The following is a 13,880-nucleotide window of genomic DNA, read 5'->3' on the forward strand; positions in this document are numbered from 1 at the left end:
ATAGCGCCCTTCCTGCATCTCACCGCTCTTATAACCTGACCAGACGCCTCTTTGTCTGGGGAAAAGGTATTGCCTGTGGTCGGGGATCATCACCAAAAATTCATTAAAAATTCGAGCTAAAAAGATATGGTTTTTACATTAGGTCAACGCTGGATTAGTGATACGGAAAGTGAACTGGGACTGGGCACGGTAGTGGCGGCAGACGCCCGCATGGTTACGCTGCTGTTTCCGGCGACAGGCGAAAACCGTCTGTACGCCCGTAACGACTCCCCGGTGACCCGCGTAATCTTTAATCCGGGCGATACGGTGACCAGCCACGAAGGCTGGCAAATGCGCGTCGATGAAGTCCGCAATGAAAATGACCTGATGACCTATATCGGCACGCGTCTTGATACCGAAGAAAGTGACGTCGTGCTGCGGGAAGTGATGCTCGACAGCAAGCTGGTGTTCAGCAAACCGCAGGATCGCCTGTTCGCCGGCCAGCTCGACCGCATGGATCGCTTCGCGCTGCGCTTTCGCGCGCGCAAATATCAGAGCGCCCAGTATCGCCTGCCGGTCAGCGGCCTGCGCGGCATGCGCACCAACCTGATCCCGCACCAGCTGCATATCGCCCACGACGTGGGCCGCCGCCATGCGCCGCGCGTGCTGCTGGCGGACGAAGTGGGCCTCGGCAAAACCATCGAGGCGGGCATGATCATCCAGCAGCAGCTGCTGGCCGGACGCGCCGAGCGCGTGCTGATCATCGTGCCGGAAACCCTGCAGCATCAGTGGCTGGTGGAGATGCTGCGCCGCTTTAACCTGCGTTTCGCGCTGTTTGACGACGATCGCTACGCCGAAGCGCAGCACGACAGCGACAACGCCTTTGAGACCGAACAGTTAATTATCTGCTCGCTCGATTTCGTGCGCCGCAACAAGCAGCGCCTCGAGCAGCTGGCGGACGCCGAGTGGGACCTGATGGTGGTCGACGAAGCGCACCATCTCGCCTGGAGCGAAGGCGCGCCGAGCCGCGAATATGCGGTTATCGAGCAGCTGGCGGAGCAGATCCCCGGCGTGCTGCTGCTGACCGCGACGCCGGAACAGCTGGGCATGGAGAGCCATTTCGCCCGTCTGCGCCTGCTCGATCCCAACCGCTTCCACGACTTTGCGCAGTTCGTCGACGAGCAGCAGCACTATCGTCCGGTCGCCGACGCGGTCTCTTCGCTGCTGGCCGACAACGCCATCTCGCAGGATGAGATGAACATCATCAACGACCTGGTGGGCGAGCAGGATATCGAGCCGCTGCTGCAGGTCGCCAACAGCGATCGCGACGGCAAGCTGGACGCGCGCAAAGAGCTGATCGCCATGCTGATGGATCGCCACGGCACCAGCCGCGTGCTGTTCCGCAACACGCGCAACGGCGTGAAAGGCTTCCCGAAACGCGAACTGCATCAGATCCGCTTGCCGCTGCCCGCGCAGTATCAGACCGCGATCAAAGTCTCTGGCATTATGGGCGCGCGCAAAAGCGCCGAGGAGCGCGCACGCGACCTGCTCTACCCCGAGCAGATTTATCAGGAGTTCGAAGGCGACACCGGCACCTGGTGGAACTTCGATCCGCGCGTCGAGTGGCTGCTCGGCTACCTGACCAGCAATCGCAAAGAGAAGGTGCTGGTGATCTGCGCCAAAGCGGCCACCGCGCTGCAGCTGGAGCAGGTGCTGCGCGAGCGTGAAGGCATCCGCGCGGCGGTGTTCCATGAAGGGCTGTCGATTATCGAACGCGACCGCGCCGCCGCCTGGTTCGCCTCGGAAGAGAACGGCGCACAGGTGCTGCTCTGCTCCGAGATCGGCTCAGAAGGACGCAACTTCCAGTTCGCCAGCCGGCTGGTGATGTTCGATCTGCCGTTTAACCCGGATCTGCTGGAGCAGCGTATCGGCCGTCTCGATCGCATCGGCCAGGCGCACGACATTCAAATCCTCGTGCCCTGGCTGGAGAAAACCGCCCAGGCGGTGCTGCTGCGCTGGTATCACGAAGGGCTGGATGCCTTCGAGCACACCTGTCCGACCGGCCGCACCATCTACGACAGCGTGCATCAGCCGCTGATCGACTTCCTCGCCGCGCCGGAAAACAGCGAAGGCCTGGATGAATTTATCGCCGACTGCCGCAAGCAGCACGAGTCGCTGAAGGCGCAGCTGGAGAACGGACGTGACCGCCTGCTGGAGCTGAACTCCAACGGCGGCGAGTCGGCGCAGGCGCTGGCGGCGGAGATCGCCGCGCAGGACAACGACACCGAGCTGGTGAACTTTGCGCTCAACCTGTTCGATATCGTCGGCATCAATCAGGAGGATCGCAGCGATAACCTGATCGTGCTGACGCCGTCCGACCATATGCTGGTGCCCGATTTCCCGGGTCTGCCGGAAGATGGCTGCACCATTACCTTTAACCGCGACCAGGCGCTGTCGCGCGAAGATACCCAGTTCATCACCTGGGAGCATCCGCTGATCCGCAACGGTCTGGATCTGATCCTCTCCGGCGACACCGGCAGCTGCGCGCTGTCGCTGCTGAAGAACAAGGCGCTGCCGGTCGGCACGCTGCTGGTGGAGATGATCTACGTGGTTGAGGCGCAGGCGCCGAAGCATCTGCAGCTGACCCGCTTCCTGCCGCCGACGCCGATCCGCATGCTGCTGGATCGCAACGGCACCAACCTCGCGGGCAAGGTGGAGTTTGAGAGCTTCAACCGCCAGCTTAACGCGGTGAACCGCCACACCGGCAGCAAGCTGGTCAACGCGGTGCAGCAGGATGTGCACGCCATTCTGGTGCAGGCCGAAGAGAAAGTGGTGCCGGAAGCGCAGGCGCTGATCGCGGCGGCGCGCGCCGAAGCGGACGAGAAGCTGGGCGCCGAGCTGTCGCGTCTGGAGGCGCTGAAGGCGGTGAACCCGAATATCCGCGAGGATGAGATCGAGGCGCTGGAGAGCAACCGTCAGCAGGTGCTGGAGAGTCTGAGCCAGGCGAACTGGCGTCTCGACGCGCTGCGTCTGATCGTGGTGACGCATCAGTAATCTATCGGGGCCGTTGGCCCCTTAAGACTGCAACAAACTCAAAATGCGGGTGACATAGACCGAAGAGCAAAGCGTCCCGCGCAAGGGACTGCGCGGGCCGAGCTGTCAGGGATGACGCTTTTTGCGTCTTTGCGATCGGTCTATGTCACCTGCATCAGCACCTTGTTAACAATCTCTGGGGCCATACAGCTCCCTTTTACTTTAGACAGAAAGCGAATAAATGATGGAACCCTATAATCCGCCGCGCGAACCCTGGTTGCACATCCTCTATCAGGATGCGCACATTATGGTGGTCAATAAGCCAAGCGGGCTGCTGTCGGTGCCTGGCCGTCTGGAAGAGCACAAAGACAGCGTGATGACGCGCGTGCAGCGCGACTATCCGCAGGCGGAATCGGTGCATCGCCTTGATATGGCCACCAGCGGCGTGATCGTGGTGGCGCTTACCAAGGCGGCCGAGCGCGAGCTAAAGCGACAGTTCCGCGAGCGCGAGCCGTCAAAAAGCTATGTGGCGCGCGTCTGGGGCCATCCGGCGGCGGAAAAAGGGGTCATCGATTTGCCGCTGATCTGCGACTGGCCGAACCGGCCGAAACAGAAAGTCTGCTTTGAAACCGGCAAAGCGGCGCAGACCGAGTATGAAGTGCTGGCGTATCTGGACGACAACAGCGCGCGCGTGGCGCTGAAGCCGATCACCGGCCGCTCGCACCAGCTGCGCGTGCATATGCTGGCGCTGGGCCATCCTATCTTAGGCGACGGCTTTTACGCCCATCCCGAGGCGAAAGCCCGCGCGCCGCGCCTGCTGCTGCATGCCGAGTCGCTCACCATCACCCATCCGGCGTTCGGCAACAGCATGACCTTCCGCCAGCCCGCGGACTTTTAAGCGGGCGGGCCCGCTACTTAAAGCCTTTCTCGCGGCGGATCAGATCGTACGCCGCCTGAATCTCCTGCGCCTTCTGCTTCGCCATCTCCATCATCTCCGGCGGCAGCCCTTTCGCCACCAGCTTATCGGGATGATGCTCGCTCATCAGCTTGCGGTAGGCGCGTTTAATGGTGGTGGCGTCATCGCTGCTCTTCACGCCCAGCACGCTACAGGCATCCTCCAGCGTCGGCCCGCGCTGCGCCTGCTGATAGCCGCCGTAGCCTGCGCCCTGACCGCCGCCAAACTGCTGACCGCCCTCCATCATGCGCAGAAACTGATCGAACTGAACGCGCGAAATCCCCAGCTCTTCGGCGATGACGTAGAGCACCTGACGCTCGTTGGGATGCAGCGAACCGTCGGCGAACGCTGCCTGTATCTGAATTTCCAGAAACATCCGAATCAGATCGAAGCGGCCAAAACAGGCGCTGCGCAGCTCGCGCAGCTTGGCGCGCAGCGGATAGTCGCCCTGCTTGCCCTCGCGGAAGGCGCGCTGCGCCGCGCTGCGCGCGTCGCCGTGCAGCTGCATGCGATCCATTAATAAAGAAGCGATTTGAATATCGGCCTCGGTCACGCGCCCCTTCGATTTGGTAAGGTGGCCCATCACCTGAAACGTGGTCTGAAAAAAGAGCGTCTGACGGGTTTGATTATTGGCAAACCAGGCCTGTCCTTTTGCGCTGCGCACCTTGTCAACGAGATGGCCAATCAGCAGGCCGAATACAATGCCCCAAAAACCGGCGCCGGAAAGCAACCCCAGCACCAGCCCGATAACTTTTCCCCAGTAGCGCATAAACTCCTCAATTCGCCATGCTTGCGGCTGAAAATTGCATTATCATACCTGTCATTTATCCCAGCGCCTAACGGCAACGCGGACAGACACGGATTAACACTGGCACAACGCCGGGCAGTACGTTAGTCTCTGAGCCGATTGTCGGCATGATGCCAGTTTTCATGGAATTCTCGATACCGCGTATGAATAAACGACTACCTACCCTGCTGGCCACCATGATTGGCGCAGCGATATCCAGCCAGTCCGCTCTGGCCGACGATCTTATGTCGCAGTGTATGCTGGGCGTACCGAGCTATAATCGTCCGCTGGTCACTGGCCAGACGAACCAGCTGCCGGTGACGATTCATTCCGACGCGGCGAAAGGAAACTATCCAGACGACGCGGTATTCACCGGCAATGTAGAGGTTCAGCAGGGCAACAGCCGCCTGCAGTCGGATGAGATGCAGCTGCATCAGCGCCAGCAAGAGGGGCAGACCACGCCGGTTCGCACCGTCGACGCGCTGGGTAATGTGCACTACGATGACAATCAGGTCATCCTGAAAGGTCCGAAAGCCTGGTCCAACCTGAATACCAAAGACACCAACGTCTGGAACGGCAACTACCAGATGGTGGGCCGTCAGGGCCGCGGCGACGCCGACCTGATGAAGCAGCGCGCCGACAACCGCTACACCATTCTGGAAAACGGCAGCTTCACCTCCTGTCTGCCCGGCTACAACAGCTGGAGCGTGGTGGGCTCGGAAGTGATCCAGGATCGCCAGGAAGAAGTGGCGGAGATCTGGAACGCGCGCTTTAAGCTCGGCGCGGTGCCGATCTTCTACAGCCCCTATCTGCAGCTGCCGATTGGCGATCGCCGCCGCTCCGGCTTCCTGATCCCGAACGCGAAGTATGGCAGCAGCAAAGGGTTCGAATTTGTTCTGCCCTACTACTGGAACATCGCGCCGCAGGCGGATGCCACCATTACGCCGCACTATATGTCGAAGCGCGGCATGCAGCTTGAGAACGAATTTCGCTATCTGACGCAGTTCGGCGCCGGTCTGATGGAGTTCGACTATCTGCCGTCTGATAATCAGTACGATAAAGACAAAGCGGCGCGCGGCATCGCCGAGGATAAAAGCAACGACCGCTGGCTCTTCTACTGGCAGCACGCCGGCGTCTATGACCAGCACTGGCGCTTCAACGCCAACTACACCAAGGTCAGCGATCCTTACTACTTCAACGATCTCGACTCGAAATATTACAGTTCGACCGACGGCTATGCGACGCAGAAGTTCAGTATCGGCTACGCCGACACCAACTGGGACGCCACGCTCTCCAGCAGGGATTTCCAGGTCTTCGGCGACACCAGCAGCACCAACGTCTATCGCGCGCAGCCGCAGCTGGACCTGAACTTCTACCAGAACGATATGGGTCCGTTCGACGGCCGTATCTACGCGCAGGCGGTGAAGTTCACCAACGTCAACGACAACTATCCCGAAGCGACGCGGTTACATATCGAACCGACGCTCGATCTGCCGCTGTCCAACGGCTGGGCCAGCCTGGATACCCAGGCGAAGTTCCTGGCGACGCACTATCAGCAGGATTCGCTGGAGTATTACAACGCGAATATAGCTGGCACCGACAACAGCCAGAGCGGCCAGCTGAAAAGCTCGGTAAACCGCACCATGCCGCAGTTCAAGGTCGACGGCCGTCTGGTCTTCGATCGCGATATGGACTGGGCGGAGGGCTATACCCAGACGCTGGAGCCGCGCATCCAGTACCTCTATATTCCCTATCGCAACCAGAGCGATATCTATCCGTACGACTCGACGCTGCTGCAGACCGACTATACCGGCCTGTTCCGCGACCGCACCTATAGCGGCCTGGATCGTATCGCTTCCGCCAATGAAGTGGCGACCGGCGTCACCACGCGTATTTATGATCAGGATCTGGTTGAACGTTTTAACGTTTCCGTGGGTCAAATCTACTCGTTTACGCCTTCCCGTACCGGCGTAAACCAGACCAACAAAGAAGATGACACCGGCAGCCTGATTTGGGCCGGCGACACCTACTGGAAAGTGAGCGATCGCTGGGGCGTGCGCGGCGGGCTGCAGTATGACACCCGCCTCAACAACGTCGCCCAGGGCAATACCGTGCTGGAGTATCGTCGCGATGCCGACCGCGTCCTGCAGCTGAGCTACCGCTACAGCAGCCCGGAATATGTGGCCAGCGCGCTGAACAACTCCGATCTGGTGAACAACCCGATCTACAAAAACGGTATTTCTCAGGTAGGCGGCACCGCCAGCTGGCCGATTGCTGACGCCTGGTCGGTGGTGGGCGCGTATTACTACGATACGCGCAACAAAAAACCGGCCTCGCAGCTGGTTGGTCTGCAGTACAGCTCTTGCTGCTACGCGATCCGCGTGGGTTACGAACGCAAGATCAACGGTTGGGAAAATAACGACAGTAAGTACGACAATCAAATCTCATTCAACATTGAGCTGCGTGGTTTGAGTTCCGGTTACGGCTTAGGCACCGACCAGATGCTGCGTCAGGGTATTATCCCTTACCAGCGCGCTTTCTGATGTTGCGATGTTTGACTGGTCATTCCCGCACTGCGGAAACAACAATGGATAAAGTATGAAGAACTGGAGAATGCTGATTCTGGGTGTGGCGATCGCCGCCAACACCGCGTTCGCAGCACCACAAGTGGTTGATAAAGTCGCTGCCGTTGTTAACAACGGCGTCGTTCTCGAAAGTGACGTAGATAATATGCTGCGCACCGTGAAGGCGCAGGCGCAACAGGCTGGCCAGCAGTTGCCGGACGACAAAACCCTGCGTCACCAGATCCTTGAACGCCAGATCATGGACAACATCATCCTGCAGATGGGCGAAAAAGCGGGCCTGCAGATCAACGATCAGCAACTCGACCAGGCGATCGGCAATATCGCCGCGCAGAACCATATGAGCCTCGACCAGCTGCGTAGCCGTCTCGCCTACGACGGCGTCAACTACAGCGACTATCGCGGACAGATCCGCAAAGAGATGCTGATCGCCGAGGTGCGCAACAACGAAGTGCGTCGTCGCGTCACCATTCTGCCGCAGGAAGTCGACACGCTCGCCACCCAGGTTGGCGCGCAAAACAGCCAGGGCACCGAACTCAACGTCAGCCAGATCCTGCTGCCGCTGCCGGAAAACCCGTCGCAGCAGCAGGTCGACGATCAGGAAGCGCTGGCTAAGCAGCTGGTCGGCGAACTGAAAGGCGGCGCAGATTTCGGCAAGCTGGCCGTCACCTACTCCGCCGATCCGCAGGCGCTGAAAGGCGGCAACATGGGCTGGGGCAAAATTGAAGAGCTGCCGACCCTGTTCGCCCAGGCGCTCTCCACCGCGAAGAAAGGCGATATCGTCGGTCCGATCCGCTCCGGCGTCGGCTTCCATATCCTGAAGGTCAACGACCTGCGCGGCGAGAGCAAAAACATCTCTGTCACCGAAGTGCACGCGCGCCATATTCTGCTGAAGCCGTCGCCGATCCTCACCGACGACCAGGCGCGCGCGAAGCTGGAACAGATCGCCGCCGATATTCGCAGCGGCAAAACCAGCTTCGCCGCCGCGGCGAAACAGTTCTCTGACGATCCAGGCTCCGCCAACCAGGGCGGCGATCTGGGCTGGTCTTCGCCGGAAGCGTTCGATCCCGCCTTCCGCGACGCGCTGCTGAAGCTGCAGAAAGGCCAGACCAGCCAGCCGGTTCACTCTTCGTTCGGCTGGCACCTGATCCAGCTGCTGGACACCCGCCAGGTCGATAAGACCGATGCGGCGCAAAAAGAGCGCGCCTATCGCCTGCTGTTCAACCGCAAGTTTGCGGAAGAAGCGCAAACCTGGATGCAGGAGCAGCGCGCCAGCGCCTACGTGAAGATTCTGGACGGCAATGCGCAGTAATTTTCGCGTCGTTATCACCCCCGGCGAACCCGCCGGAATTGGTCCCGATCTCGCCATTCAACTGGCTCAGCAGAGCTGGCCGGTTGAACTGGTGGTGTGCGCCTCGCCGCAGCTGCTGCGCGAGCGCGCCGCCCTGCTCGGCCTGCCGCTGACGCTGCGCGACTATCAGCCTGGCGTCGCGGCACAGCCGCAGCAGGCGGGCACGCTGACGGTGCTGCCCGTCGACACCGCGCAGCCGGTGACGCCGGGTGTCCTTCAACCGGCCAACAGCCCCTACGTGCTGGCGACGCTGGCGCGCGCCTGCGACGGCTGTCTGAACGGCGAGTTTGCCGCCCTGATCACCGGACCGGTGCATAAAGGCGTGATAAACGATGCTGGCATCCCCTTTACCGGCCACACCGAGTTTTTCGCCGATCGCGCCGGCGGTCATCGCGTGGTGATGATGCTGGCGACCGAAGAACTGCGCGTGGCGCTGGCTACCACCCATCTGCCGCTGAAAGATGTCTCCGCGGCGATTACCCACGCCAGCCTGCGCGAAGTGATCACCATTCTGCACCGCGACCTGCAGCAGAAGTTCGCCATCGCGCAGCCGCATATTTTTGTCTGCGGGCTAAATCCCCATGCGGGCGAAAGCGGCCATATGGGACGCGAAGAGATCGATACCATTATTCCGGCGCTCGACTCCCTGCGCGAACAGGGCATTCAGCTGACCGGACCGCTTCCCGCCGACACCCTGTTCCAGCCGAAATATCTGCAGCACGCCGATGCGGTGCTGGCGATGTATCACGATCAGGGTTTGCCGGTGCTAAAATTTCAGGGGTTTGGCCGCGCGGTGAATATCACGCTTGGTCTGCCCTTTATCCGCACCTCCGTTGACCACGGCACCGCGCTGGAACTGGCCGGTCTGGGTCAGGCGGAGCCGGGCAGCTTTATTACGGCGCTTAACCTCGCCATCACTATGATCAAGAGCAGTAATGAATAATCGCGTCCATCAGGGGCACTACGCCCGTAAACGTTTCGGGCAGAACTTCCTGAACGATCAGTACATTATCGACAGCATTGTTTCCGCCATCCATCCGCAGCGCAGCGAAGCGCTGGTGGAGATCGGCCCAGGCCTCGGCGCGCTGACTGAACCGGTCGGCGAACGCCTCGACGCCTTAACGGTGGTCGAGCTGGACCGCGATCTGGCTGCGCGTCTGCAGACCCATCCGTTCCTCGGCCCCAAGCTGACGATCTATCAGCAGGATGCGATGACCTTCGATTTCGCCGCGCTGGCCAAAGAAAAAGGGCAGCCACTGCGCGTATTTGGCAACCTGCCCTACAATATTTCGACCCCGCTGATGTTCCACCTTTTCAGCTATACTGGTTCGATTAAAGATATGCACTTCATGCTGCAGAAAGAGGTGGTCAACCGCCTCGTCGCCGGGCCTGGCAGCAAAGCCTACGGCCGCCTCAGCGTGATGGCGCAGTACTACTGCCAGGTGATCCCGGTGCTGGAAGTGCCGCCGCACTCTTTTACGCCGCCGCCTAAAGTGGATTCGGCCGTGGTGCGTCTGGTGCCGTTTGTCGAGCCGCCGTATCCGGTAAGCGATATTCGCGTCCTGAGCCGCATCACCACCGAAGCGTTCGGCAAGCGCCGCAAAACGCTGCGCAACAGCCTCGGCTACCTGTTCGCCGCCGGCGCGCTGGATGAGCTGGGCATTGATGCAGGACTCCGCGCGGAAAACGTGTCGGTGGCGCAATACTGTCAGTTAGCCAACTGGCTGGCGACGCATAACGTTGAACCGCTGGAGTAATGCATGAGTGAATCGGCCCGGATGTCTATTCAGGTACAAAGTCTCTATATCGCCTCTCAGTCTTCGCCGGAAGAAGAGCGCTACGTCTTTGCTTATACCATCACCATCCGCAATCTGGGCCGTACCGCTGTGCAACTGCTGGGCCGTTACTGGCTGATCACCAACGGCAACGGACGCGAAACCGAAGTTCAGGGCGAAGGCGTGGTCGGTGAGCAGCCCTTTATCGCGCCCGGCAGCGAATTTCAGTACACCAGCGGCGCGATTATCGAAACGCCGATGGGCACCATGCAGGGCCATTATGTGATGCAGGATGAAGAGGGTGAAACCTTTAACATCGACATCCCGGTATTCCGACTCGCCCTGGAAACCCATATACACTGATCTTTTTACCCTCCGCCCGGCTCTGCCGGGCGCGGTTTTTTATAGCGGATAACTTCTCTATGAGCACATATCTGATTGGCGACATCCACGGCTGTTACGATGAGCTGCGCGCGCTGCTGGAGCAGGTCGATTTTTCGCCTGAACAGGATACGCTGTGGCTGACCGGCGATCTGGTGGCGCGCGGTCCGAACTCGCTTGAAGTGCTGCGCTACGTGAAATCCCTCGGCCAGAGCGTGCGTATGGTGCTGGGCAATCACGATCTGCATCTGCTGGCGGTCTTTGCCGGCATTAGCCGCAACAAGCCGAAGGATCGCCTGACGCCGCTGCTGGAAGCAGAAGATGCCGACGAGCTGATCAACTGGCTGCGCCGTCAGCCATTGTTGCAGGTTGATGAAGAGAAGAAGCTGGTGATGGCGCACGCCGGCGTCACGCCGCAGTGGGATCTGGAGACGGCGCAAGCCTGCGCGCGCGAGCTGGAAGCGGTGCTCTCCAGCGACAGCTACCCGCTATTTCTCGACGCGATGTATGGCGACATGCCCAATAACTGGACGCCGGAGCTGAGCGGGCTGGCGCGCCTGCGCTTCTCCGCTAACGCCCTGACGCGCATGCGCCTCTGCTTTCCCAACGGGCAGCTCGATATGATCTGCAAAGAGGCGCCCGATTCCGCGCCGCCGCCGCTGAAGCCCTGGTTCGCCATTCCCAACAGGCTGCCCGAAGGCTACACGCAAATCTTCGGCCACTGGGCGTCGCTGGAAGGCAAAGGCACGCCGCCCGGCGTGATCGGACTGGATACCGGCTGCTGCTGGGGCGGCGTACTGACGCTGCTGCACTGGGAAAGCCAGCGCTACTTTACCCAGCCGTCCAGCCGCCAGCCGTCGATGACGGAAACGCTGCCGCCGCAGCAGTCCGCCTGAGCGACACATAAAAAAAGGCCTTGTCCACGGACAAGGCCTTTTTACTTTCTCGTGCTTAGCGACGATCGAGAATTTCGAAGCAGTAGCTGTGAGAGTTCTGCTCGTCAGCGTCATGGAATTCGCTGAAGGTCGACTGCCACTCATCCGGCTCGTAGTCCGGGAACTGGGTGTCCCCTTCGACTTCGGCGTCGATATGGGTGAGATAGAGACGATCGGCGCGCTTGAGCATCTGCTCATAGATGCGCCCGCCGCCAATCACCATGATCTCCGGCACATCGCCAGCCGCTTTAATCGCCTCGTCGAGCGACGTCACCCAGGTGACCCCTTCGGCCGTGCCGGGCTTGCTGCTGACGACGATATTCAGCCGTCCGGGCAGCGGACGACCGATGGATTCAAAGGTCAGGCGACCCATAATAACCGGTTTATTCAGGGTGTTGCGTTTGAACCACGCCAAATCTGCAGGCAGGTTCCACGGCATGGCACCTTCCATACCAATGACGCGATCCGCTGCTAATGCCGCGATCAGACTAATCATGTTAAGAGACTCACAGTAAAAAATTGGCGCCATCATACGTAAAGGCGAAACTTTCGTCGATAGCGGGAAGAGTCTTATTACGTAAAGGGCTTTTGCCACCGCCTTTTGCGGGTTGCGCAGAGTTTTAAACCGCTTTTTCCCGGCGCGACCCCGCAAGCCGCCAGATAAAATCGGTTAGCCGATACAAGGCGGGAAACCGGCGCTTATTTGCGGCGCGGCGGCCAAAAAAAACGGCTCCCGCAGGAGCCGTTTCACGCTTCAGACCGTTAGAAATCGTAGCGCAGACGCACCAGGTTGATATCGCCCAGGTTGTCGGTGCTGGAGGTAAAGACGTGTTCGTAATCGACGCGGAAGCCGTAGTCGAGGAACAGCGTCACGCCCAGGCCGTTGTCGATACGCTGATAGTTGCGACCGTTGACGTACTCCAGACGGTCGCCCATCACGTAGGGCTGAATCGCTTTCAGGCCGTACTGCTTAACCGGGATCTTATAGCCAGCGAAGTATTCCAGGCCCCAGGCGTCGTCGGCGAAGTAGTCGTTGACGTTGCTGCGCCTGGTCAGCAGGAAGTTCTGATACCAGCCGCCGCCAGCAGAGAGCGTCCAGTTGCCCGGCTTCCAGCTCAGTGCGGTGCCGTAGATATTCTGGTTGTAGTCGCCGCTGTCGCCATTGCCCGGATTACGCATCTCCGCGCGGGTATAGTTCCACGCCGTGCCCCAGGTCAGGTCGTCGGTGATGTGATAATCCACGCCCAGCGAGCCGCCGCCTTTGCGCTTGTAGCGCAGGCCATTGCCCGGCAGGTATTCGTTGTCGCTGAACAGGTAAGAGGCATACAGGTCGACCGCGCCGAAGCTGTTTTTATACTTCAGCTGTTTGCGTGAGCGGTATGAACCGTCGTAGTCGCCGTTGATGCCGTTGCCCGGCGCCTGGCCTTTCATGTCGTAATCCCAGATATCGGTTTTCGCGCCGACTACATCATAGAATACGCTGTTCTGCTGGCCGAAATAGATTTCGCCCCAGGTTTTGCTTTTCAGACCGGTGTAAAGCTGGCGACGCGTGGTGTCGTTAGCGCCATCTTTATAGTGATTGTCCCAGTCGAATACCGCGGGAATATTTACGCCGACTTCGTAATAGCTCGCCCAGCTAATATCGTCGAACAGATAATAGTCAGCGGCGAAGCGGAAACGGGTGCCGCCGTCAAAGCCATTACGCTTGTAGGATTTGTCGTTAACGCCGGTTTGATGTTCGAACTGCGGACGAATGCTACCGCCAACGGTGAAGTTCAGTCGGCTCAGCGGATCGCCCGCCTGCGGATCTTGTTTAAGCAGAGTAATTTCGGCCTGGCTGGCAAATGGCGCAGCCGCCATTAATGCAGCGATGGCGCTCAGTGTGAAAGCACGCATTTTCATTTTTTTATAGGTTCCTGATTGGCCCGGAATAATAGGCGGCGAAATATTACGTCGTGCCGATACGCTTTCGCTTTATAAATTTGTGCGGTTTTTAAAGGAAATGAGAATTACCGCATTCCGCGCTAAGCCTAAAGACAAACCCGCAAAACTTTAATCGTTTTTAGTTATTTATTATTGAGGATCGGTTTAAAAAAATAAAA

Annotated in this window: 11 protein-coding genes; 8 read left to right on the forward strand and 3 right to left on the reverse strand. The window is 59.5% G+C overall.

All coding sequences use genetic code 11. The annotated features are described in order from the left end of the window. The first annotated feature begins 126 nt into the window (after positions 1 to 126). Together rapA and rluA are read left to right on the forward strand one after the other, a co-directional pair. Positions 127 to 3,033 carry an RNA polymerase-associated protein RapA gene (gene rapA, locus B2J69_RS09465; protein WP_081138654.1) on the forward strand — a complete coding sequence of 969 codons (2,907 nt, stop codon included), beginning with the start codon at positions 127 to 129 and terminating at the stop codon, positions 3,031 to 3,033. 223 nt (positions 3,034 to 3,256) lie between these two features. Continuing rightward, a complete protein-coding gene (gene rluA / locus B2J69_RS09470; protein ID WP_371824385.1) occupies positions 3,257 to 3,910 on the forward strand; it encodes a bifunctional tRNA pseudouridine(32) synthase/23S rRNA pseudouridine(746) synthase RluA in 654 nt (217 codons plus the stop codon). Between the two features lie 13 nt (positions 3,911 to 3,923). Here the strand turns inward: rluA and djlA are convergent, their stop codons facing one another. After that, entirely contained in the window at positions 3,924 to 4,736 is an 813-nt protein-coding gene (gene djlA, locus B2J69_RS09475) for a co-chaperone DjlA (RefSeq protein WP_081138659.1), read from the reverse strand. 182 nt (positions 4,737 to 4,918) lie between these two features. Here djlA and lptD point away from each other — a divergent pair, with 182 nt between their 5' ends. Genes lptD through apaH form a run of 6 tightly spaced genes read left to right on the forward strand, consistent with a single transcriptional unit; the run spans position 4,919 to position 11,739 of the window. Continuing rightward, entirely contained in the window at positions 4,919 to 7,297 is a 2,379-nt protein-coding gene (lptD, locus tag B2J69_RS09480; protein WP_081138661.1) for an LPS assembly protein LptD, read from the forward strand. 55 nt (positions 7,298 to 7,352) lie between these two features. Then, positions 7,353 to 8,648 (forward strand): peptidylprolyl isomerase SurA, encoded by a 1,296-nt coding sequence (gene surA, locus B2J69_RS09485; RefSeq protein ID WP_081138664.1) that lies wholly within the window; start codon positions 7,353 to 7,355, stop codon positions 8,646 to 8,648. Further along, positions 8,638 to 9,630 (forward strand): 4-hydroxythreonine-4-phosphate dehydrogenase PdxA, encoded by a 993-nt coding sequence (gene pdxA, locus B2J69_RS09490; RefSeq protein WP_081138667.1) that lies wholly within the window; start codon positions 8,638 to 8,640, stop codon positions 9,628 to 9,630. The genes surA and pdxA overlap by 11 nt, the downstream gene beginning before the upstream one ends. Next, a complete protein-coding gene (gene rsmA / locus B2J69_RS09495; RefSeq protein ID WP_081138670.1) occupies positions 9,623 to 10,444 on the forward strand; it encodes a 16S rRNA (adenine(1518)-N(6)/adenine(1519)-N(6))-dimethyltransferase RsmA in 822 nt (273 codons plus the stop codon). Before pdxA ends, rsmA begins: the two co-directional genes overlap by 8 nt. A 3-nt stretch (positions 10,445 to 10,447) precedes the next feature. Further along, the gene (apaG, locus tag B2J69_RS09500) at positions 10,448 to 10,825 is read left to right on the forward strand and encodes a Co2+/Mg2+ efflux protein ApaG (protein WP_081138672.1); all 378 of its coding nucleotides are present in this window, start codon (positions 10,448 to 10,450) and stop codon (positions 10,823 to 10,825) included. 59 nt (positions 10,826 to 10,884) lie between these two features. Next, a complete protein-coding gene (gene apaH, locus B2J69_RS09505) occupies positions 10,885 to 11,739 on the forward strand; it encodes a bis(5'-nucleosyl)-tetraphosphatase (symmetrical) ApaH (RefSeq protein WP_081138675.1) in 855 nt (284 codons plus the stop codon). Positions 11,740 to 11,794: 55 nt separating this feature from the next. Here the strand turns inward: apaH and folA are convergent, their stop codons facing one another. Then, positions 11,795 to 12,274 carry a type 3 dihydrofolate reductase gene (gene folA, locus B2J69_RS09510; RefSeq protein WP_081138678.1) on the reverse strand — a complete coding sequence of 160 codons (480 nt, stop codon included), beginning with the start codon at positions 12,272 to 12,274 and terminating at the stop codon, positions 11,795 to 11,797. Positions 12,275 to 12,540: 266 nt separating this feature from the next. Then, positions 12,541 to 13,680, reverse strand: a complete 1,140-nt coding sequence (locus B2J69_RS09515) for a porin (protein WP_081138680.1) — start codon at positions 13,678 to 13,680, stop codon at positions 12,541 to 12,543. Positions 13,681 to 13,880 lie beyond the last annotated feature (200 nt).

The organism is Pantoea latae (assembly GCF_002077695.1).
Taxonomy (GTDB): domain Bacteria; phylum Pseudomonadota; class Gammaproteobacteria; order Enterobacterales; family Enterobacteriaceae; genus Pantoea; species Pantoea latae.